The organism is Streptomyces sp. NPDC056600 (assembly GCF_042792855.1).
Taxonomy (GTDB): Bacteria; Actinomycetota; Actinomycetes; order Streptomycetales; family Streptomycetaceae; genus Streptomyces.
The window spans coordinates 1-20,194 of record NZ_JBHTVQ010000028.1; the positions used below are offsets into that span (position 1 = coordinate 1).

Sequence of the window (20,194 nt, forward strand, 5' to 3'; positions counted from 1 at the left end):
GGCAAGGAAGTCGCCCACCCGGCGAACGTCACGCCGCACCAGCCTGCCTACGGCGGGCTCGGTCCGCCCACGCTTCCCCGCTACCGCATCCCGCCACGAGCCGTGTCCGTCCTCGTGGCCGAGGCCGGCGCGGACCGGTTCGCCGAGGTGACCTGGCGGCAGGGCAGCAAAGGGGCGATGACCTCACGGTTCGCGGTGCTGACGGTACGGCCTGCGGGCAAGCAGTCCCTGGCCGCGTCCCAGGAAGCGGGCGGTGGCCGCAACCGCTGGAACGGCGTCCTGCCCACCCAGACCCTCCTGGTCGAGTGGCCGGACGGGCAGAACGCTCCCACGGACTACTGGATATCGAACCTTCCCGCTTCGACCCCGGTCGCCGACCTGGTGCGATGGGCGAAGATGCGCTGGCGGATAGAGCACGACTACCGCGAACTCAAGCACGGACTGGGCCTGGACCACTTCGAGGGCCGCCCCTGGCGCGGCTGGCACCACCACGTCACCCTCGTCACCGCCGCCCAGGCATTCCTCACCCTCAGGCGGCACGACCCAAAAGTCCGCACACCGGCCCGACCCTCTACCAGGTCCTCGACGCCCTTCAGGACCTGCTGAGGTGCTGGACCGGTGCCTGCACCACCTGCGGACGCCCCCTGCCCAACCCTCGAAGCCGCCGCAGACAGCACAGAACCTAACGAAGCACTACTAGCCTTCCAGCGGGCAGCTGTTCGCCACGTCGCCCTCGGCGGGGCGCGCCACGTCGTGGTCGGCGGGCGGCCGCACGCCGTCCTCGACCCAGGCGGTGAGCGCGTCGAAGGCGGAGCGGTGGCAGGGCAGGATCGGGCGCAGCGCCGCCGGGTAGCTGTCGTACAGCCCGTCGACGTGGGTGCCGCCCTCGATGCCGTAGTAGCGGTGCAGCGCTCCGCGCCCGGCCTTGTCGATCATCCGGGCGTACACGTCGGAGTCCGCCGCCTTGGGCAGCAGGGTGTCCAGGTCGCCGTGGAGCGTGATCATCGGGCGGCCGATACGGCCGGTGAGGGAGACCCGCTCCACCGCGTCGTGGACGGCCCGCGGGCGCGAGGCGTAGTCGTACGTGGCGTCCGAGGCGCACGGCGCGAGGATCTCCGCGACGGTGGAGCCCGCCGAGGCGCCGGGGCAGGCGGCGTCGTACGTGGGGTCGAACTCCGCGCGGTAGGTCTTCTGCGTCACACCCCAGTACGCGGTGGCGTGGTACGGCCACAGGAACTCCGAGCCCTGGGCGAAGCCGACGGAGTAGAGGTCCTGGTCGTCGGCCTCACCGCGCGTGTGCGCGATCGTCGTCGGCAGGGAGGTGAACATGTTGGGGCCGTCCGCCGTCCACAGCGTTCCCTCCCAGTCCACGCCGCCGTCGTACAGCTCGGGGTGGTTCTCCAGCTGCCAGCGGGTGAGGTACCCGCCGTTGGAGATGCCGGTGACGTACGTGCGGCGCGGGGCCTTGCCGTAGCGCTGGGCGACCGTCGCCTTGGCCGCGCGGGTCAGCTGGGTGACCCGGTCGTTCCACTCGACGACCGCGTCGCCGGGGCGCCTGCCGTCGGTGTAGAAGTTCGGCGTGCTGTTGCCCTTGTCGGTGGCCGCGTAGGCGTAGCCCAGGGACAGCACGTGGTCGGAGATGGCGGTGTCCGAGGCGTACTGCTTGCGGGTGCCGGGCGCGCCGGCGACCACCAGGCCGCCGTTCCAGTCGTCGGGCAGGCGGATCACGAACTGGGCGTCGTGGTTCCAGCCGTGGGTGGTGTTGAAGGAGGAGCTGTCGGGGAAGTAGCCGTCGATCTGCACACCGGGCACGCCGGAGGGCTTGAGCGTCCGGACGGAGGTCAGGCCCGCCTGGTCGGCCATGTCGGTGTACGCGGTGCCGGCCAGACCGGTGGTCGTCAGGTCGTCGAGGCAGGCGCTCTCCTGATGGTCCGCGGCGGGCACCGTGAGGTGCTGGTGACGGGCGCAGTGGCCCGACGCGTCGGCGGCCTGCGTCGAGGCGGCCGCGGTGGGCGAGGCGCCGAGAGCGGTCACTGCCATCAGGGTCGCGGCGACCCAGGGGACGCCCGGGGACAGACGCATGTACGGCCTCCAGAGGCTGAGGAGCGGTAGGGCGGCCGCCGGACGCCGCAGAGGCGCGCACCGCGGTGCGGTGCGGCTGCGGCGCGGCTGGGCCGCGGGCTGCCTCATCGTGATGGCCTGGCGCACCGTCAACCATGTGGCGGGGAGCCAGGGATGGTTGCACGTGAGTGGCGGTGCGCCACATGCCTCAGGGTGTCGGGGGGCGCGGGGCGGTCAAGGCGTTCGTCTGCCGGCCCGGACCGGGACCTCCGCCGGTGCGGTCGAGTGCCCGCCCCTCGCGGTCGAGGTCCGCCCGGCGGGACGGGCCTCGGCGGATCAGGCCGGCTCGGCCGCGATGCCGGCCAACCCTTCCAGCAGCGCGGGCAGTTCGGGGCCCCGGCCGACCGGGATGATCTCGCGGGGCTCGGCGTCGAGGAGGACGAACGCTATGTCGTCGGTCCGCGCCACCAGCGACCAGCCCGGCCCGTCGGCCCGCACGGTGCGCGCGTCGCCGCCTGCGAAGAAGGCGCGGACGCGGCCGGGCGGGGGAGGGGACGCGAGGTACGCGCGGGCCGCGTCGAGGACCTGGCGAACGCCGGGGCGGGCCGTGCGGCCCGCCGCCCCGGGAACGTCCGCGGTTCCCGAACCCCCCGTTCCCGCGACGCCCGCGGCATCCCGGGCGTCCGGGGCGCCCGCGGCACTCGCGGCGCTTTCCGTGCCCGGCGCGACAGCGAAGTCCTCGTCGCTCACCTGGGTGCGGAAGTGGGCCCAGTGGGCGGCTATCTCGTCGGCGCCCAGCCGCCGTTGGGCCGGACCCCACTCGCTGGTGTCCGGCGGGGCCAGCGCGGGTCCGGCCTCCTCGGGATCGGGGTCGTGGGGCGAGGGCAGGCCCGGCGCCTTCACGGCCACCGACAGCGGCCACCCCGGCAGCGCGACCACCATGGAACGCTCGTCGGGGGAGAGGTCGTACTCCATGCCGCAGTCCCAGGACGCGATGGCCATGGCGACCAGCGAGACGTCGTCGACCACCACCGTCCAGCGTGCGCCGCCGCCGTCCTGGCCGAAGACCAGGCCGTAGCCGCCGGGCGTCGGGTCCAGCCCCAGCACGGCGCACGCCTGCGGGTAGTCGTCGCCCAGCACACCGGGGAAGCGTGCCGGGGTCAGCAGGACCGCGGTCAGCACCGACAGCGCGTCGTCGTCCGTCACGCCGTCCGCCGCACCGTCCACCACGCCGTCCGCCGCCGCGCCCGTGGCGCCGTTCCGGGAACCCCTCGCGCCGACGGCGGACCCATCCGTTCCGGCCATGCCGGCAGCCTCCTTCGTCACAGGTCGTCGGCGCGCACCCTAGACCGGCGGCGGCACCCTTGTCACCTGCGCAGGAGCGCCGTCTCACGCCCGGGGTGCGGGCACCCCCAGCAGTTCGCGGGCCACCGCGTCCGGGCTCGTGCCGTGCTCCCTGGACAGGGTGAGCACCGCGCGGCAGGCGAGTTCGGTCACGCCGAAGGACAGCGCCTCGGGGGAGACCCAGGAGGCGGCCTCGTCCTTGGCGTCCTCGTCGTCCGTGGCCGAGGCGGCCACGTAGGCGGCGGCCGCGTCGAACAGGTTGTGGTTGCGCGGCCTCGGTCCCGGGGCCGTCGGAGCCGGTGTGGCGGGGCGGATCAACCGGGCGAGCACCGTGCGCAGCTTGCCGAGCACTGCGGACCACCTTCTTCCGGGTCTGTCCGTTGTGTGTTTGCCTCGCGTTCGGTCTTCCCTCACCGACGTGGAATCGAACAGCCCTGCCCCGTCGATGGTTCCGGGGATTTCTCGGCCGGTACGAACCGCCGGGTCACCCGCCGGTTCGTACCGCCAGCGCCAGGAAGCGGGCGGGCTCGTCCACGTACGCGGTCAGCCGCCAGCCCGCCGCGTCCAGCAGCGGCCGCAGGTTCTCCGCGGCCCGCAGGTCACCGGCGTCCAGCTCGCGCCCCTGTCGGGCGGCCAGGGCCGCCCGGCCCACCGGGTGGAAGAGGGCCAGCACGCCCCCGGCCCGCACCGTCCGCGCCAGCGCGGCGAGGTCGCGCCCCGGATCGGGCAGATGCGCGATCAGACCGGACGCGAACACCGCGTCCAGCGCGCCGGAGCGCACCGGGGGAGCGGCCGCGTCCGCCAGCACCAGCGCCCCGTCCCGGCCGCGGCCGGCGTGCGCCGCGGTGCGCAGCATCTCCTCGGTGAGGTCGAGGCCCAGCACCACCCCCGAGGGTCCCACCGCCGCCCGGAGCGCGGGCAGCGCGCGCCCCGTGCCGCAGCCGGCGTCCAGGACCCGGTCGCCCGGGCGCAGCCCCAGCACGGCCACCGCCGCGGCGAAGGCGGGGCCGTCGTCGGGGAACTTCCGGTCCCAGCCGGTCGCGCGGGCGGCGAAGAATTCACGCACATGGTCACGGTCGTACGGGGAGGTGCGGTGCTCGCTCATGACGGCATGATCGCCCGTGACCACGCTCTCCGGAACCGTCGTCACGGTGGGTGCAGGACCGGTCACATGGCGGTCCGGTGGGTGAAGTGAAGTGTCATGTTCCGCCACCTTTCGAAACCCCGCGCCCCGCGAGCCGGACGCCTGACTAGCGTCCCGGTGCCATGGGACATCTGGACCACGCCGCCTTCGGCTGGCTGACCCCGGTGCTGTCGTACGCGATGGCCTGCATCGGCGCCGCTCTCGGGCTGCGCTGCACCGTCCGCGCGCTCGAGGCGACCGGCGGCTCGCGCCGCAACTGGCTGCTCACCGCCGCCTCCGCCATCGGCACCGGCATCTGGACGATGCACTTCACCGCGATGCTCGGCTTCGCCGTCCGCGGCACCGACCTCCGCTACGACGTGCCGCTGACCGTGGTCAGTCTGGTCGTCGCCATGATCGTGGTCTGCGCCGGCGTCTTCGCCGTCGGCTACGGCCGAGGCCGCACCCGCGCCCTGATCCTGGGCGGACTGACCACGGGCCTCGGCGTGGCCTCCATGCACTACCTCGGCATGGCCGCCCTGCGCCTGCACGGCGAGGTCTCCTTCGACCCGCTGATGGTCGCGGTCTCCGTGGTGATCGCGGTCGTCGCGGCCACCGCGGCGCTCTGGGCCGCCCTCCACATCACCTCCCCGCTCGCCGTGACCGTCGCGTCCCTGCTCATGGGCCTGGCGGTGAGCAGCATGCACTACACCGGGATGCTCGCGGTGCGGGTGCGGCTGGTCCCGTCGGCCGAGCCGCTCGCCGGCGCCACCGCGATGCAGTTCGTGTTCCCGCTCGCCGTGGGCCTCGGGTCCTACCTCTTCCTGACCTCGGCCTTCGTCGCGCTCTCCCCCACGGCGCGGGAACGGGCCGCCGAGGAGGCCGCGCAGCGTGCCTGGCGGAGCGCGCCGGCGCCCACCGAGCCCGAGCCGACCCCCGACCGACGAGGGAGCCATGCGTACATCCCCTAGGGCCGGCGGCCCCGGGACCCCGCCCCCGGCCCGCGGCCGCAGGGCGCACGCCGGACCCCCGGCCGACGAGACGGCGGAAGAACTCGCCGCCCTCGCCGCGAGCGCCGCCCCCGGCACGAGGCGGCCATCCGCGCCCTCGGGCCGTCCGGCCGGCCCCGGCCACCGGCTGCGGCTGCGTCCCCGGACGGTCCGCGCCAAGGTGGTCAGCCTGCTGATGGTGCCGGTGATGTCGCTGCTGGCCCTGTGGGGCTACGCCACCGTCACCACGGCCCGCGAGGTCACCGCCATGAGCCGGGCCGAGCGGGTGGACGCACAGCTGCGCGCACCCGTCGCCGAGGCCGTCGCCGCCCTGCAGGCCGAACGCGCCTCGGCGGTGCGGCACGCCGCGTCCGGGGGAGCGGCGCCGCACGGCGAGTTCGGCGCGCTGTCCGACACCACCGACCGCGCCGTGGGCCGACTGCGGATCGACGGCGCGGGCACCGTCGCCGACAGCGGGGAGCTCCCGCCCGACGTCCCCCGGCGCGTGCGCGCCTTCCTGGCCGCCGCCGAGGCCCTGGACACCGTGCGGGACACCCTGCTCGACGGGGACGCCGGCTGGACGGAGGTCTACCGGGCGTACACCGGCGTCATCGACGACGCCCTGGCCGTCGAGGGCTCGCTCACCTGCATCCCGCACGTCCGCGCCGGTTCCGAGGGACGCATCCTGCTCGAGCTCGGCCGGGCCGGCGAGGCGCTGGCCCAGGAGGACGCACTTCTCGCCTCGGCGCGGCTCGACGGCTCGCTCGACGGCGAACGGCTCGCGCTGTTCACCTCCGCCACGGCCGCCCGCCGCGCGTTCACCGACTCCGCCGTCCCCGACCTGCGCGAGCCCCAGGCCGGCGCCTGGCGCGCGCTCACCCGCGACGGAGGCCACAAGGCGCTCGCCCGGGCGGAGGACGCCGTCCTGCGGGCCGACGCCGGCGAGGCCGCCGCCCGCGCCGTGGCCGCCGACGACTGGGCGGGCGCCCACAACCCGGTGCGCGACACCCTGGGCCGGATCTCCGACCACGCCGCGCACGCCGACCCCGAGGGCGCCGGGCCCCTCGTACGCGGACTGCTGAGCCCTGCCGGCGGCGCCGTCCTGCTCGGCCTCCTCGCGGTCGCGGTCTCCCTGCTGATCTCCGTGCGGATCGGCCGCGGCATCGTCGCCGACCTGGTCGGACTGCGCAACAGCGCACTGGAGATCGCCCGCCGCAAACTGCCGCAGGCCATGCGCAGACTCCGTGCCGGCGAGGAGATCGACGTCCGGGCCGAGGCGCCGCACGGCCCGCCGGCCGAGGACGAGACCGGGCAGGTCGCCGAGGCCCTGGGCACCGTCCACCGGGCCGCCCTGCGTGCCGCCGTGGAGCGCGCCGAACTCGCCAGCGGAATCTCCGGCGTCTTCGTCAACCTGGCACGGCGCAGCCAGGTCCTGGTGCACCGTCAACTGGCGCTGCTGGACGGCATGGAGCGCCGCGCCGAGGATCCCGACGAGCTCGGCGACCTGTTCCGGCTCGACCACCTCACCACCCGCATGCGCCGGCACGCCGAGTCCCTGATCATCCTCTCCGGAGCGGCCCCCGGCCGGGTCTGGAGCAGGCCGGTCTCGCTCACCAACGTGGTGCGCGCGGCGGTCTCGGAGATCGAGGAGTACGCGCGGGTCGACGTCCGCCAGCTCGCCGAGACCTCGGTGACCGGCGCGGCGGTCGCCGACCTCACCCACCTGCTCGCCGAACTCGTCGAGAACGCCGCCCAGTTCTCGCCCCCGCACACCAAGGTGCGGGTGACCGGCGAGGGCGTCGGCAACGGGTACGCGGTCGAGGTCGAGGACCGGGGCCTCGGCATGGGCCCGGAGACCCTCGCCGAGGCCAACCGGCGGATCGAGCAGTCCGAGGCCCTCGACCTGTTCGACAGCGACCGGCTGGGCCTGTTCGTGGTCAGCCGCCTGGCGGCACGGCACGGCATCAAGGTCCACCTGCGGCCCTCGCCGTACGGCGGTACCACGGCCGTGATCCTGCTGCCGAAGAACCTCCTGCACCAGGATCGCGACGGCGCGCACGGTGGACCCGCGACGCTCGGCCGCCCGGCCGGTGCGGGGGCGGACCATGGCGCTCTGCCCGTGTCGGGCGGGGCACGGCCGGGGCTGCCCGCCCAGGCGGCCGGGGCGCCGCAGCCCGCGACCGGCACCGGATCCGGCACCGCCGGAGCCGGTGTGCGGCCCGCCGACGCGGCCGAGGACCTTCCGCCGGTGCCGGCCGATCCGCCGCCGGGGGTCACCGCGCTCCGCCCCCGCCGCACGGCCGGAGGCCCGCGCGACACCCGCCCCGCCACCGGGCCCTTCCGGGTCCCCGAGGCGTCCACCCCGGGCGCGCCGCCCGCTCCGGGCGCGCCGCCCGCCCCGGTGCCGGAAGGCCCGGGCACCCCTGCCCTCGGTGCCCGAGGGCATGACGCCGCGGCATCCGGCACGGCAGCCGGCACCCCGTCCGGCACCGGTACCGGGCCAGGTCGCCTGTCCGAGGGACCGTTCGGGGCCATGCCGGGACGCCCGTCGGGCGCCGCGACGGACGGCCCGCCCGGCCGGGCGCCGGGCGGTCGTGCCGGCGCGACGCCGGGCGCTCCCTCCGGCGGCGAGTCGAACGGCAACTCCGATGCGACGTCGGCCGGTTCGGCCCACAGGGCGTTCGGCGTGCGCGCCGGTGCGGCGCCGGGCGGCTCGTCCGGGCCGGTGTCCGGTGGCCTCCCGGGCGGTCCGGCCGACGGCAGGGGCGACGCGATGCCTGGCGGCTCGACGGCGGCCGCGTCCGGCACCGCACCGGGCACCCCGCACGGGAACCCGGTGCGCGCGTCGCAGGACGGTTCGCCCCGGACTCCCGCCGGACACGCGACCCGCACGAACCCGTTCGTCCCGCCCCCGCACGCCCCGCCGCCCCCGCACGCCCCGCCGCCGCACGCGCCGCCGACGGCGACCCCGTCCGGCGCCCGTCCCGGCGTCGCCCCGGACGTGGTGGACGGTCCCGCCGCGCACCCCGCGCCGGCGGACGGCGGCCTGCCCCGGCGGGTGCGGCAGCACAACCTCGTCCCGCAGCTCAGGCAGCGGCCCCCCGGCCCCGCCGCCTTCACCCCCGCACCGGCCGAGGACCGCACCCCCGAGGCGGTCCGGGACCGGATGGCCGCCTACCGCGACGGCTGGGCGCGCGGCGGCGGACGCCCGCCCGGCCGCGGGCCGGGCCCCGGTGACCCCGGCGTGGGCAACCCCGGAGCGGGCGACCCCGGCCGCCCCGGCGACAGCAGCGAAGGAGACCCCGCATGAACCAGGCCCCCCTCACGGTGCACTACGGCCCCGGGCCCGACGGACCCCACCGGTCCGTCGAACTCGACTGGCTGCTGGACGACCTCACGGTGCGGACCGCCGAGGTCCGCCACGCCGTGGTGCTGTCCGACGACGGCCTCGCCGTGGGCGCCTCCAGCAGCCTCGGCCGCGAGGACGCCGACCATCTCGCCGCCGTGGCCTCGGGTTTCAACAGCCTCGCCAAGGGCGCGGGCCGTCACTTCGGCGTCGGCGGGGTGCGCCAGACCATGGTCGAGATGGACGACGGCCTGCTGTTCGTGGCCGCCGCCGGAGCCGGCTCCTGCCTGGCCGTCCTGACCGGCGCCCGGGTCGACATCGGCCTGATCGCCTACGAGATGGCCAGGCTGGTCAAGCGGGTCGGCGAACACCTCCACCAGCAGCCGCGGGTGGCCGTGCGGCCGCCCGTCGGCTGACCGGAAGGCGCGTTCCGGATGCGTGAGAACCCTTCGGCCCACGACCCGACGCACGACCTGCCCCCCGGCCCGACCCGTGCCCCGACCCGCGCCCCGGACCTGGACCGGTCTGCCGACCCGGACCGCTCCCCGGAGCGGAGCAGCGGCGGCCGTTGGTACGAGAGCCAGTGGTTCGACGGCGAGGCCGGACCACTGGTCCGCCCCTACGCCATGACCGGCGGCCGCACCAGCGCCGGACCCGCCGACGCGAGCTTCGACCTGATCGCCCTGATCACCCTCGCCCCGGAGGCGCCGTCCAACGCCGCGTCCGCCCTGGGACCCGAACACCGCGTGCTGCTCGGGCTGTGCCACGCCGAGACCCAGTCGGTCGCCGAGCTCGCGGCCGGCTCCGACCTTCCCGTGGGCGTCGTCCGGGTCCTCCTCGGCGACCTGCTGGAGCTCGGCTGCGTGACCGTCAGCCGCCCGGTACCGCCCGCCCAGCTGCCCGACGAGAGGGTCCTGCGCGAGGTGATCGCGGGATTGCGAGCGCTGTGAACCGCCCGACCACTTCCGGGACCTCGAGTTCTATGATCACGTGAGCTCATCAATGTTGTCAGTCGTGCCCACCCCGCCCGCCGCCCCGACCCGTGACCGCCCTTCCCGCGGCGACCTGTTCGCCCGAGACACCCGAGAGAAGTGATCGATGGTCCCCCAGCAGACGGACACCCCCTCCGGCGGGGCGACCGGCGACCCGGATGCCGTGAACCCGCTGGCGCTCAAGATCCTGGTGGCAGGCGGCTTCGGCGTGGGCAAGACCACCCTGGTCGGCGCGGTCAGCGAGATCCGGCCGCTGCGCACCGAGGAACTGCTCACCGAGGCGAGCCGGGGCGTCGACGACACCGCGGGCGTGGACCAGAAGACCACCACGACCGTCGCCATGGACTTCGGCCGCATCACCATCCGGGCCGGGCTGTCGCTGTACCTCTTCGGCACCCCCGGCCAGGACCGCTTCTGGTTCCTGTGGGACGAGCTCGCGCAGGGAGCCCTCGGCGCCGTGGTGCTCGCCGACACCCGGCGGCTCGAGGACTGCTTCCCGGCCGTGGACTACTTCGAGCACCGGAGCATCCCGTTCGTGGTGGCCGTCAACTGCTTCGCGGGGGCCCGGTCCTACTCTCCCGACGAGGTGTCGGCCGCCCTCGACCTCGACCCCGGCACCCCCGTCGTCCTGTGCGACGCGCGGGAGCGGGAGTCCGGCAAGGAGGTGCTGATCCGTCTGGTGGAGCACGCCGGACGGATGCACACGGCACGGATGCTCGACTCGGTAGGCGGCTGACGGGCGGCTGATCCGGTCAGTCGGCGAGACCCGCGATCGCGCTGACCCGTTCGACGGACAGCCGCACCAGCAGCTCGCCCGGCACCGCGTTGCGCGCGCCGTACTGCTCGGCCTGCTCCTCGCCCATGTAGCGGGCGGCGATCCTGGTGGCCCAGTGCCGCAGCTCGTCCAGGTCCTCGGTGAGCCGTGCCCGGCAGGTGAGGGAGACGAACGAGAACGGGGGCCGTTCGTCGTCCACGCAGAAGGCGGCCCGGCCGTCCCGGGCGAGGTTGCGGCCCTTGACCGTCCCCGCTCCCGTGGTCAGCACGACCTCGTCCCCGTCCAGCACGAACCAGACGGGTGCGACGTGCGGGGAGCCGTCGGTACGGGTGGTGGCCAGCTTCCCGGTACGGGTCCCCGTGGTGACGAAGGTCCGCCACTCCTGCTCGGTCATCCTGTGCGCCATACCGCCATCCTCGGCACACCCGCCCGCCGCCGCCACCGGACCGCACCCCGCCACGCCCCGGACCGCACCGGCGTGGCACACCGGACCGCACCGTCGCCGCGCTCCGGACCGGGGGCGCGGCGCCGGCACGGCCCGGGCGCGGACGGGCCTACAGGGCCCGGAACAGCCCTTCCTGCACCACCGAGACCACCAGCCGGCCCGCACGGTCGTAGATGCGCCCGCGGGCCAGCCCGCGCCCGCCGACCGCGATGGGCGACTCCTGGTCGTAGAGCAGCCACTCGTCCGCCCGGAACGGCCGGTGGAACCACATCGCGTGGTCCAGCGAGGCCATGTCGAAGTTGCGCGGCCCCCACAGGGGCTCCACCGGCAGCCGCACCGCGTCCAGCAGCGTCATGTCGCTGGCGTAGGTCAGCGCGCAGGTGTGCACCAGCGGGTCGTCGCCCAGCGGCCCCACCGCCCGCATCCACACCGCGCTGCGCGGCTCCGCCTCCGCGACCTCCTCCGCCGTCCACCGCATCCGGTCCACGTACCGGATGTCGAAGGGCTGACGGCGCGCCATCCGCTCCAGCTGCTCCGGCAGCGCCCCCAGGTGCTCGCGGATCTCCTCGGCCACCGTCGGCAGCGACTCGGGGTCCGGCACCTGCCGGGCCGGCGGCAACTGGTGCGTGAACGGGCCCTCCTCCGGAAGGTGGAAGGAGGCCGTCAGGTTGAAGATCGTCCGTCCCTGCTGCACCGCGGTGACCCGGCGGGTGGTGAACGACCGGCCGTCGCGGACCCGCTCCACCTGGTACACGATCGGCACGCCGGGCCGCCCCGGCCGCAGGAAGTAGGAGTGCAGCGAGTGCACCGGCCGGTCCGGCTCCACGGTCCGCCCGGCCGCGACCAGCGCCTGACCGGCCACCTGCCCGCCGAAGACGCGCTGCAGCGACTCCTCGGGGCTGCGGCCCCGGAAGATGTTGACCTCGATCTGCTCGAGGTCGAGCAGGCCGACCAGGCCCTCCGCCGGATTCGTCATGCTGTCCCTCTTCTCCCGTCCACGTGTCCCGCCTTCACCGTTCCCGCCTCCACGTTCCCGCCTCCGCCCCGCAAGGCGTCACAGCTGGCCGACGTCGGTGACCCGGATCACCGCGCGGCCCTCGGCGTCGGACGCCGCGAGGTCGACCTCGGCGCTGATGCCCCAGTCGTGGTCGCCGTTCGGGTCGGCGAAGGTCTGACGGACGCGCCACAGGCCGTGAGCGGGGTCCTCCTCGATCATCAGCAGGCGCGGGCCACGGGCGTCCGGGCCGGTGCCCAGGTCCTCGTACTCGTCCCAGTAGGCGTCCATGGCCTCGCCCCAGCGGTCCGCGTCCCAGCCCGACTCGGCGTCCAGCGCGCCCAGTTCGTTCACCTGGTCCAGGGCGGCCAGCTCCACCCGGCGGAACATCGCGTTGCGCACCAGCACCCGGAAGGCACGCGCGTTGGCGGTGACCGGCTTGACCTGGTCGGCCTTCTCCTGGGCCTCCTCGGCGGTGACCACCTCCGGGTTGGCCAGCTGCTCCCACTCGTCGAGCAGGCTGGAGTCGACCTGGCGGACCATCTCGCCCAGCCAGGCGATCAGGTCCTGCAGGTCTTCCGACTTCAGGTCGTCGGGGACGGTGTGCTCCAGCGCCTTGTACGCGCTCGCCAGGTAGCGCAGCACGATGCCCTCGGTGCGGGCCAGCTCGTAGAGGGACACGAACTCCGTGAAGGTCAGCGCCCGCTCGTACATGTCGCGGATCACCGACTTGGGCGACAGCGGGTGGTCGCCCACCCACGGGTGGCTGTGGCGGTAGGTGTTGTACGCGTGGAAGAGCAGTTCCTCCAGCGGCTTGGGGTGGCTGACCTCCTGGAGCCGCTCCATCCGCTCCTCGTACTCGACGCCGTCCGCCTTCAGCTGCGCGACCACCTCGCCGCGCGCCTTGTTCTGCTGCGCGTGCAGGATCTGCCGCGGGTCGTCCAGCGTGGACTCCACCACCGACACCATGTCCAGCGCGTACGACGGCGATTCGGGGTCCAGCAGTTCGAACGCGGCCAGCGCGAACGTGGACAGCGGCTGGTTGAGCGCGAAGTCCTGCTGGAGGTCGACCGTCAGGCGCACGATGCGGCCCTCGGCGTCCGGCTCGTCCAGCTTCTCGACGATGCCGCCGTCCAGCAGCGACCGGTAGATGGCGATGGCCCGGCGGATGTGACGCAGCTGGGCCCGGCGCGGCTCGTGGTTGTCCTCCAGCAGCCGGCGCATGGCGTCGAAGGCGTTGCCCGGGCGGGCGATCACCGACAGCAGCATGGCGTGGGTGACCCGGAACCGCGAGGTCAGCGGCTCGGGGTCGGAGGCGATGAGCTTCTCGAAGGTGGACTCGGACCAGGCGACGAAGCCCTCCGGGGCCTTCTTGCGGACCACCTTGCGGCGCTTCTTCGGGTCGTCGCCGGCCTTCGCCAGCGCCTTCTCGTTCTCGATGACGTGCTCGGGCGCCTGCGCGACCACGAAACCGGCCGTGTCGAAACCGGCCCGCCCGGCACGGCCCGCGATCTGGTGGAACTCGCGCGCCCGCAGGGTGCGCACCCGGTTGCCGTCGTACTTGGTCAGCGCGGTGAACAGCACCGTGCGGATGGGGACGTTGACGCCCACGCCGAGGGTGTCCGTGCCGCAGATGACCTTCAGCAGACCCGCCTGGGCCAGCTTCTCCACCAGACGCCGGTACTTGGGCAGCATGCCGGCGTGGTGCACGCCGATCCCGTGCCGGACGTAACGGGAGAGGTTCTGGCCGAACTTGGTGGTGAAGCGGAAGTTGCCGATCAGGTCGGCGATCTTCTCCTTCTCCTCCTTGGAGCACATGTTGATGCTCATCAGCGCCTGCGCCCGCTCCACGGCCTGCGCCTGGGTGAAGTGGACGATGTAGACCGGCGCCTGCCGGGTGTCCAGCAGTTCGGTCAGCGTCTCGGTCAGCGGCGTGTACTTGAAGTCGTAGGACAGCGGCACCGGACGGGTCGCCGAACGGACCACCGCGGTCGGCCGGCCGGTGCGGCGGGTGAGGTCCTTCTCGAACATCGAGACGTCGCCGAGCGTCGCCGACATGAGCACGAACTGCGCCTGCGGCAGCTCCAGCAGCGGGATCTGCCAGGCCCAGCCGCGGTCCGCCTCGGCGTAGAAGTGGAACTCGTCCATCACCACCTGGCCGACGTCGGCGTTCCTGCCGTCGCGCAGCGCGATGGAGGCCAGCACCTCGGCGGTGCAGCAGATCACCGGGGCGTCCGCGTTCACCGAGGCGTCGCCGGTCAGCATGCCGACGTTCTCGGTGCCGAAGATCTTGCAGAGCTCGAAGAACTTCTCGGAGACCAGCGCCTTGATGGGCGCGGTGTAGAAGGTGACCTCGTCACGGGCGAGGGCCGCGAAGTGGGCGGCCGCCGCGATCATGCTCTTGCCCGAACCGGTCGGCGTCGAGACGATCACGTTCGCCCCGGAGACCACCTCGATCAGCGCCTCCTCCTGATGGGGGTAGAGCGTGAGGCCCCGGTCCTGGGCCCACGACTCGAAGGCTTCGTAGAGGGCGTCGGGATCGGCGGTCTGCGGCAACTGATCGATGAGGGTCACGTCCCCATCTTGCCCGGACCAGGTCACGATCAGGGAATCGGATGCCCGGACGAAGATCGTCACCGCTACGCTGTGCCGCTGAACTGCACAGCGGACGTGACAACAGCGGGACGAGCGACAACAGCGGCGTGCGACAGACAGCGGCACATCGCGGAACGGGGCGAGCACGCCATGATGGGACCAGCACATGCTCTGTCGGGCGCGGCCGCGTGGCTCGGCGTCGGCGCGGCCGCGGCAGCCTGGGGCGAGCCGATGCCCTGGCCCGTCCTGCTGGCCGGAGCACTGATCTGCGCGGGGGCGGCCCTCGCGCCCGACCTCGACCACAAGGCGGCCACCATCTCGCGGGCCTTCGGGCCGGTGTCCAAGTGGATCTGCGAGATCGTCGACAAGCTGTCGTACGCCGTCTACAAGTCGACAAGGAAACCCGGTGACCCGCGGCGCTCCGGCGGCCACCGCACCCTCACCCACACCTGGGTGTGGGCGCTCCTGATCGGCGCCGGCTCGGCGGCCATCGCCACGCTGGGGGACCGGTGGGGCGTGCTGTTCATCCTCTTCGTGCACATGGTGCTGGCCATCGAGGGCCTGCTGTGGCGCGCCACCCGCGGCTCCAGCGCCGACGTGCTGGTGTGGCTGCTGGCCGCCACCAGCTCCTGGATCATCGCGGGGATCCTGGACCGTCCGGGCAACGGCTCCACCTGGCTGTTCGAAGGGCCGGACCAGGAGTACCTGTGGCTGGGCCTGCCGATCGTGCTCGGCGCGCTGGTGCACTGCATCGGCGACGCGCTCACCGTCTCCGGCTGCCCCGTGCTGTGGCCCATCCCGATAGGCCGCAGGCGCTGGTACCCGCTGGGTCCGCCGAAGCCGATGCGCTTCCGCGCCGGCGCCTGGGTGGAGATCCGGGTCCTCATGCCCGGCTTCATGCTCGCCGGCGGCGTGGCCGCGGCGTTCGCCCTCGGTTACCTCTGAGGCTCACGGCCACCTCTGCGGCCCTCGGCCACCTCTGCGGCCCTCGGCCACCTACGGGTCCCGCGCGGACACCTCCGGGGCCCCCGCGGACACCTCCGCGTCGTGCCCGGAGCGGCGGGCCCGTGGTGCGCCCCGCGTCGGGCCCCGCGCCGGGCGCGGTGAGGCGAGGCGGCCGGGGGCAGGAGTAGGGGAACGCCCCCCAGCCGAGGAGACCTCACACCATGGGAACCGTCGTCCACGTCCCCCAGACGCGGGACATGATCGGAGAGGAACTCTCCGGCGACGAGGCGCTGGCCGCCCTCCGGAAGTACGGCGGCGCCCGGCGGCTGATCGCCGACTCCTTCAGCCGCTTCCGCTACGCCGACGGATTCACCAACGCACGGGCCCTGGCCTTCCAGGTCGTGGTGGGACTGGTGCCCTTCACCGCCGCGCTGGTCGGCCTGACCACCTCGGCGCACACCGAGGACATCGGCCGGGTCATCGAGCTCACCCTCCAGCGGATCGTCCCGGGCACCAGTGACGGGATCGTCCGGGAGGTCCTGGAGGGCACCCGCCGCACCGCGCACGGCGGGGTCTGGAGCAACCTCGCCCTGGTGCTGGGCCTGGGCTTCGCGGTGGTCAACCTGGCCTCGGCGATGGCGCAGATAGAGCGGGGCGCCAACCGCATCTACGGCATCGAACGCGACCGGCCCGTCACGCACAAGTACGGGCGTGCCCTTGTCCTCGCCGGGGCCGCCGGGCTGCCCATGGTGCTCGGCTTCCTCGTCCTCGTGACGGGCGACGCGGTCGCCGGGGCCGTGGCGGAGTCCCTCGGCCTGCCGGGCGGCGACTGGTGGGACCCGCTGGACATTCCGCTGGGGCTGCTGCTGTCCTGGACGGCCTCGGCCGTGATCTTCCGCTGGTCGCCCCGCCGCCGCCAGCCCGGCTACACCTGGCTGGCCCTCGGCTCCGCCGTCCACCTCGCGATCTGGGTGACGGCGACCGGGCTGCTCGAGCTCTACGTCAGCAACAGCGCGGGCTTCGGCGCGGTCTACGGGCCGCTGACCGCGTTCATCGCGCTGCTGCTGTGGGCCAACCTCACCGGGATCGCCCTGTTCCTCGGCATCGCCTTCGCCGCCCAGCTGGAGGCGGCCCGCGCCGGCCTCCACTCCGCCGTGCGCCCCGACCCCGGCCCGGGGGACTGAGGAGACCGAGGACCGACGATGCCGCGGCGCGGCCCTAGCCGGCGCCGGGTCCCTCCGGCTCGGCCGCCCCGCCGTAGCGCCGCTCGAAGCGGGCGACCCGGCCCTCGGAGTCCACGGTCCGGGCCTTGCCCGTGTAGAAGGGATGGCTCTCCGAGGAGATCTCGACGTCGATGACCGGGTACGACTGCCCGTCGTCCCACTCGATGGTCCGGTCGCTGTCCGCCGTCGACCGGGTGAGGAAGGCGTAACCGGCTGCCCGGTCGCGGAAGACCACCGGACGGTACTCGGGATGCTTCTCCTGCTGCACGCGACTCACTCCTCCTCGTCGATCAGATGGACGGCCGCTTCCTCCGCGGAGGCGGCCGCTCCGTCGATGCCCACGTCGCGGGCGGCCAGGACCGCCTCCTCGTCGCGGCGCAGCCCTTCGTCGGGAGCGACCAGACGGCCGGCCCGCGTCCCGCCGACCTCGCCGTCCCTCAGCTCCCCGTCGGTGTCGACGGCGTCACCGATGCCGTCGCCGTCCAGCCGCAGGTCGGGTTCGTCCGGCAGCTCCTTCGACAGGCGCTCGTCCAGCGACTCGCCCCGCTGCCGCTCCGCCGCCGTCTCCCCGGTGTGATCCACCCCCCAGGGCTTCTCCGGCGGGGACCAGCCGCGGTCCAGCGGGTCGTCGACGTCGTCGGTCTCCAGCGTGTCCTCGACGTCGAGCAGCCCCGAGTCGTCCTGGATGTCGGACGCGTCGGGCTGATAGACGTCGTCCCCCGGTCCGTCGGCGATACCCACGACTACCTCCCGCCCGGTAGCGGCGCCCAGTGGCGGCCGCTCACTTCTTCCAGCGTCCACCGGGGCCGGGTGCGGCGCAAACCGCGCCGGTGACCCGGGCGTGGGCGGACCGGGTACGACGGGCGGCCGGAGGCGGGTCTCAGGCGGAGCCGGGGTGGTGCGCGGGGGAGCCGTCGATCAGGGTGTCCAGCAGCCCGCCGAGCGTCTCCCGCTGCTCATGCGTCAGCGGCTCCAGGATCTCCTCCGCCGCCGCCCGCCGGGCCGCCCGCAGTTCCCGCAGCGCCGCGCGGCCCTCGTCGGTCAGCTCGATCCGCGTCACCCGGCGATTGCCCGGATCCGCCACCCGGCGCACCCGCCCGCTCGCCTCCAGGCCGTCCACCAGAGTCGTCACCGCGCGGGGGACCACCTCCAGCCGCTCCGCCAGATCGGCCATCCGCGGCGGCGTGGCGTAGGGCGCGAGGGCACGCAGCAGACGGGACTGCGCCGGGGTGATGGCCATGCCCTGCTGCGCCAGATGGCGCTTCTGGATGCGGTGGACGCGGCGGGTCAGGCGCAGCAGCTGCTCGGCGAGAAGCCCGTCGGAGTCGGGAAGCGTCATGTCGGAACGATATCAGGAGGGTGTTCATTGTGAGTATGGGTAACAATGAGCTAAGCTCTGTGACGATCCTGGGCCCGTATGCCCCGGGATGCGTGCTTCAGCGCCACCGAGCCCCACTTCTCAGCCTCCCGAAGCCCCACGAAGCCCCACCGCTCACCCTTCCGCAGCCCCGGCCCTCAGGCCCTCAGGCCCTCGTCCGCCCTAAGGAGCCCATGCGCCCCGAACGCATCGACTGGACCCCGCCGCCCGCCGACCCCGAGCAGCCGCGGCAGGTGCGCCGCATCCTGCGGCTGTTCCGCCCCTACCGAGGGCGCCTGGCCGTCGTCGCGGTGCTGGTCGGCGCCTCCTCGCTGGTGTCGGTGGCCAGTCCCTTCCTCCTCCGCGAGATCCTCGACGTCGCCCTGCCGCAGCAGCGCACGGGCCTGCTGAGTCTGCTGGTCCTCGGCATGATCGTCAGCGCCGTCCTCGGCGGCGTCTTCGGCGTGCTGCAGACCCTGATCTCCACCACCGTGGGCCAGCGCGTGATGCACGACCTGCGGACCGCGGTCTACGGCCGGCTGCAGCGCATGTCCCTGGCCTTCTTCACCCGCACCCGCACCGGCGAGGTGCAGTCCCGCATCGCCAACGACATCGGCGGCATGCAGGCCACCGTCACCTCGACCGTGACGTCGCTGGTCTCCAACCTCACCGGCGTCATCGCCACCGTCGTCGCCATGCTCGCGCTGGACTGGCGGCTCACCGTCGTCTCGCTCCTCCTGCTGCCGGTCTTCGTCTGGATCAGCCGCCGGGTCGGCGACGAACGCAAGAAGATCACCACCAGGCGGCAGAAGCAGATGGCCGTGATGGCGGCGACGGTCACCGAGTCCCTCTCGGTCAGCGGCATCCTGCTGGGCCGCACCATGGGCCGCGCCGACTCCCTGACCCGCTCCTTCGCCGACGAGTCCGAGAAGCTCGTCGACCTCGAGGTCAGGTCCAACATGGCCGGCCGGTGGCGGATGGCCGTCATCGGCATCGTCATGTCCGCCATGCCGGCCCTGATCTACTGGACGGCCGGCCTCGCCCTCCACATGGGCGGTCCCGCCGTCTCCCTGGGCACGCTGGTCGCCTTCACCTCGCTCCAGCAGGGGCTGTTCCGGCCCACGGTCAGCCTGCTGTCCACCGGCGTGCAGATCCAGACCTCGCTCGCCCTCTTCCAGCGCATCTTCGAGTACCTCGACCTCCCGGTCGACATCACCGAGCGACCCGACCCGGTCCGCCTCGACCGGGTCAAGGGCGAGGTGCGCCTGGAGGACGTCGAGTTCCGCTACGACGCACACGGCGAGCCGGTGCTGTCCGGGATCGACATCGACGTCCCGGCGGGCGGCAGCCTGGCCGTGGTCGGCACCACCGGCGCCGGCAAGTCCACCCTGGGCCATCTGGTGCCGCGGCTCTACGACGTCACCGGCGGGCGGGTCACGCTGGACGGCGTGGACGTCCGCGACCTCGACTTCGACACCCTGGCCCGCGCGGTGGGCGTCGTCTCCCAGGAGACGTACCTCTTCCACGCCTCGGTCGCCGACAACCTCCGCTTCGCCAAGCCCGACGCCACGGACGAGGAACTCCACGCGGCGGCGCGCGCCGCGCAGATCCACGACCACATCGTCCAGCTGGCCGACGGCTACGACACGGTCGTCGGCGAGCGCGGTCACCGGTTCTCCGGCGGCGAGAAGCAGCGGCTGGCCATCGCCCGCACCATCCTCCGCGACCCGCCGGTGCTCCTCCTCGACGAGGCCACCAGCGCGCTGGACACCCGCACGGAGCGCGCGGTGCAGGAGGCGATCGACGCGCTCTCCGCCAACCGCACGACCATCACCATCGCCCACCGGCTCTCCACGGTCCGCGGCGCCGACCAGATCGTCGTCCTCGACCGCGGCCACGTGGTCGAGCGCGGCACCCACGAGGAACTTCTCGCCATGGACGGCCGCTACGCGGCGCTGGTCCGCCGCGACACGCAGCTGGAGACGGCCGGGGGGTGACCCTCACC

18 protein-coding genes and 1 pseudogene are annotated in these 20,194 nt (G+C 73.9%); 9 read left to right on the forward strand and 10 right to left on the reverse strand.

The window, feature by feature from the left end; genetic code table 11:
- Nucleotides 1-606 (forward strand): annotated as a pseudogene (locus ACFRAV_RS15990) (IS701 family transposase); the annotation flags it as partial.
- A 90-nt stretch (nucleotides 607-696) separates the two neighbouring features.
- Here ACFRAV_RS15990 and ACFRAV_RS15995 read toward each other — a convergent pair.
- The 4 genes from ACFRAV_RS15995 to ACFRAV_RS16010 all read right to left on the reverse strand — a co-directional run bounded on the left by ACFRAV_RS15995 (nucleotide 697) and on the right by ACFRAV_RS16010 (nucleotide 4,510).
- On the reverse strand, nucleotides 697-2,082 hold the full coding sequence (locus ACFRAV_RS15995; RefSeq protein ID WP_382555755.1) for a tannase/feruloyl esterase family alpha/beta hydrolase: 1,386 nt from the start codon (nucleotides 2,080-2,082) through the stop codon (nucleotides 697-699).
- A gap of 315 nt (nucleotides 2,083-2,397) precedes the next feature.
- Nucleotides 2,398-3,366: a hypothetical protein gene (locus tag ACFRAV_RS16000; protein WP_382555757.1), complete on the reverse strand. Its 969-nt coding sequence runs from the start codon at nucleotides 3,364-3,366 to the stop codon at nucleotides 2,398-2,400.
- Nucleotides 3,367-3,450: 84 nt separating this feature from the next.
- Nucleotides 3,451-3,735 (reverse strand): hypothetical protein, encoded by a 285-nt coding sequence (locus ACFRAV_RS16005; RefSeq protein ID WP_382555930.1) that lies wholly within the window; start codon nucleotides 3,733-3,735, stop codon nucleotides 3,451-3,453.
- Nucleotides 3,736-3,889: 154 nt separating this feature from the next.
- Nucleotides 3,890-4,510, reverse strand: coding sequence for a class I SAM-dependent methyltransferase (locus tag ACFRAV_RS16010; RefSeq protein WP_382555759.1), 621 nt, complete (start codon nucleotides 4,508-4,510; stop codon nucleotides 3,890-3,892).
- 161 nt (nucleotides 4,511-4,671) lie between these two features.
- Between ACFRAV_RS16010 and ACFRAV_RS16015 the strand changes: the two genes are divergently transcribed.
- The 5 genes from ACFRAV_RS16015 (at nucleotide 4,672) to ACFRAV_RS16035 (ending at nucleotide 10,591) form a co-directional block, all read left to right on the forward strand.
- Complete coding sequence (locus tag ACFRAV_RS16015; protein ID WP_382555761.1) at nucleotides 4,672-5,499, forward strand: MHYT domain-containing protein; 828 nt, start codon at nucleotides 4,672-4,674, stop codon at nucleotides 5,497-5,499.
- A complete protein-coding gene (locus ACFRAV_RS16020; RefSeq protein ID WP_382555763.1) occupies nucleotides 5,483-8,827 on the forward strand; it encodes a nitrate- and nitrite sensing domain-containing protein in 3,345 nt (1,114 codons plus the stop codon). Before ACFRAV_RS16015 ends, ACFRAV_RS16020 begins: the two co-directional genes overlap by 17 nt.
- Nucleotides 8,824-9,279, forward strand: a complete 456-nt coding sequence (locus tag ACFRAV_RS16025) for a roadblock/LC7 domain-containing protein (RefSeq protein ID WP_382555764.1) — start codon at nucleotides 8,824-8,826, stop codon at nucleotides 9,277-9,279. Before ACFRAV_RS16020 ends, ACFRAV_RS16025 begins: the two co-directional genes overlap by 4 nt.
- Nucleotides 9,280-9,297: 18 nt before the next feature.
- The gene (locus ACFRAV_RS16030) at nucleotides 9,298-9,813 is read left to right on the forward strand and encodes a DUF742 domain-containing protein (RefSeq protein WP_382555766.1); all 516 of its coding nucleotides are present in this window, start codon (nucleotides 9,298-9,300) and stop codon (nucleotides 9,811-9,813) included.
- Nucleotides 9,814-9,961: 148 nt separating this feature from the next.
- The gene (locus tag ACFRAV_RS16035; RefSeq protein WP_382555767.1) at nucleotides 9,962-10,591 is read left to right on the forward strand and encodes an ATP/GTP-binding protein; all 630 of its coding nucleotides are present in this window, start codon (nucleotides 9,962-9,964) and stop codon (nucleotides 10,589-10,591) included.
- A gap of 16 nt (nucleotides 10,592-10,607) precedes the next feature.
- On the opposite strand, the gene ACFRAV_RS16040 is transcribed toward ACFRAV_RS16035, so the two are convergent.
- The 3 genes from ACFRAV_RS16040 to ACFRAV_RS16050 all read right to left on the reverse strand — a co-directional run bounded on the left by ACFRAV_RS16040 (nucleotide 10,608) and on the right by ACFRAV_RS16050 (nucleotide 14,700).
- On the reverse strand, nucleotides 10,608-11,036 hold the full coding sequence (locus tag ACFRAV_RS16040) for a PPOX class F420-dependent oxidoreductase (RefSeq protein WP_382555769.1): 429 nt from the start codon (nucleotides 11,034-11,036) through the stop codon (nucleotides 10,608-10,610).
- 148 nt (nucleotides 11,037-11,184) lie between these two features.
- Nucleotides 11,185-12,051, reverse strand: coding sequence for an acyl-CoA thioesterase II (locus ACFRAV_RS16045; RefSeq protein ID WP_351115641.1), 867 nt, complete (start codon nucleotides 12,049-12,051; stop codon nucleotides 11,185-11,187).
- Nucleotides 12,052-12,129: 78 nt separating this feature from the next.
- Nucleotides 12,130-14,700 (reverse strand): DEAD/DEAH box helicase, encoded by a 2,571-nt coding sequence (locus tag ACFRAV_RS16050; RefSeq protein ID WP_382555933.1) that lies wholly within the window; start codon nucleotides 14,698-14,700, stop codon nucleotides 12,130-12,132.
- 114 nt (nucleotides 14,701-14,814) lie between these two features.
- Here ACFRAV_RS16050 and ACFRAV_RS16055 point away from each other — a divergent pair, with 114 nt between their 5' ends.
- Both ACFRAV_RS16055 and ACFRAV_RS16060 read left to right on the forward strand, forming a co-directional pair.
- Nucleotides 14,815-15,609 carry a metal-dependent hydrolase gene (locus tag ACFRAV_RS16055; RefSeq protein WP_382555772.1) on the forward strand — a complete coding sequence of 265 codons (795 nt, stop codon included), beginning with the start codon at nucleotides 14,815-14,817 and terminating at the stop codon, nucleotides 15,607-15,609.
- A 221-nt stretch (nucleotides 15,610-15,830) separates the two neighbouring features.
- The gene (locus tag ACFRAV_RS16060) at nucleotides 15,831-16,793 is read left to right on the forward strand and encodes a YihY/virulence factor BrkB family protein (protein ID WP_382555773.1); all 963 of its coding nucleotides are present in this window, start codon (nucleotides 15,831-15,833) and stop codon (nucleotides 16,791-16,793) included.
- Between the two features lie 34 nt (nucleotides 16,794-16,827).
- Here ACFRAV_RS16060 and ACFRAV_RS16065 read toward each other — a convergent pair whose 3' ends face one another.
- The 3 genes from ACFRAV_RS16065 to ACFRAV_RS16075 form a co-directional block, all read right to left on the reverse strand.
- Nucleotides 16,828-17,100: a type B 50S ribosomal protein L31 gene (locus tag ACFRAV_RS16065; RefSeq protein ID WP_382555776.1), complete on the reverse strand. Its 273-nt coding sequence runs from the start codon at nucleotides 17,098-17,100 to the stop codon at nucleotides 16,828-16,830.
- A 5-nt stretch (nucleotides 17,101-17,105) separates the two neighbouring features.
- Nucleotides 17,106-17,573 (reverse strand): DUF5709 domain-containing protein, encoded by a 468-nt coding sequence (locus tag ACFRAV_RS16070; protein ID WP_382555778.1) that lies wholly within the window; start codon nucleotides 17,571-17,573, stop codon nucleotides 17,106-17,108.
- Nucleotides 17,574-17,712: 139 nt separating this feature from the next.
- A complete protein-coding gene (locus tag ACFRAV_RS16075) occupies nucleotides 17,713-18,171 on the reverse strand; it encodes a MarR family transcriptional regulator (protein WP_351115648.1) in 459 nt (152 codons plus the stop codon).
- A 212-nt stretch (nucleotides 18,172-18,383) separates the two neighbouring features.
- On the opposite strand from ACFRAV_RS16075, the gene ACFRAV_RS16080 reads away from it, so the two are divergent.
- Entirely contained in the window at nucleotides 18,384-20,186 is a 1,803-nt protein-coding gene (locus ACFRAV_RS16080; protein WP_382555782.1) for an ABC transporter ATP-binding protein, read from the forward strand.
- Nucleotides 20,187-20,194 lie beyond the last annotated feature (8 nt).

Coding starts and splice junctions, on each gene's coding strand:
- ACFRAV_RS16075 (WP_351115648.1), bottom strand. CDS start 18,171: ATGACGCTTCCCGACTCCGACGGGCTTCTCGCCGAGCAGCTGCTGCGC.
- ACFRAV_RS16010 (WP_382555759.1), bottom strand. CDS start 4,510: ATGAGCGAGCACCGCACCTCCCCGTACGACCGTGACCATGTGCGTGAA.
- ACFRAV_RS16025 (WP_382555764.1), top strand. CDS start 8,824: ATGAACCAGGCCCCCCTCACGGTGCACTACGGCCCCGGGCCCGACGGA.
- ACFRAV_RS16000 (WP_382555757.1), bottom strand. CDS start 3,366: ATGGCCGGAACGGATGGGTCCGCCGTCGGCGCGAGGGGTTCCCGGAAC.
- ACFRAV_RS16015 (WP_382555761.1), top strand. CDS start 4,672: ATGGGACATCTGGACCACGCCGCCTTCGGCTGGCTGACCCCGGTGCTG.
- ACFRAV_RS16045 (WP_351115641.1), bottom strand. CDS start 12,051: ATGACGAATCCGGCGGAGGGCCTGGTCGGCCTGCTCGACCTCGAGCAG.
- ACFRAV_RS16035 (WP_382555767.1), top strand. CDS start 9,962: ATGGTCCCCCAGCAGACGGACACCCCCTCCGGCGGGGCGACCGGCGAC.
- ACFRAV_RS16080 (WP_382555782.1), top strand. CDS start 18,384: ATGCGCCCCGAACGCATCGACTGGACCCCGCCGCCCGCCGACCCCGAG.
- ACFRAV_RS16040 (WP_382555769.1), bottom strand. CDS start 11,036: ATGGCGCACAGGATGACCGAGCAGGAGTGGCGGACCTTCGTCACCACG.
- ACFRAV_RS16030 (WP_382555766.1), top strand. CDS start 9,298: ATGCGTGAGAACCCTTCGGCCCACGACCCGACGCACGACCTGCCCCCC.
- ACFRAV_RS16060 (WP_382555773.1), top strand. CDS start 15,831: ATGGGAACCGTCGTCCACGTCCCCCAGACGCGGGACATGATCGGAGAG.
- ACFRAV_RS16020 (WP_382555763.1), top strand. CDS start 5,483: ATGCGTACATCCCCTAGGGCCGGCGGCCCCGGGACCCCGCCCCCGGCC.
- ACFRAV_RS16055 (WP_382555772.1), top strand. CDS start 14,815: ATGATGGGACCAGCACATGCTCTGTCGGGCGCGGCCGCGTGGCTCGGC.
- ACFRAV_RS15995 (WP_382555755.1), bottom strand. CDS start 2,082: ATGCGTCTGTCCCCGGGCGTCCCCTGGGTCGCCGCGACCCTGATGGCA.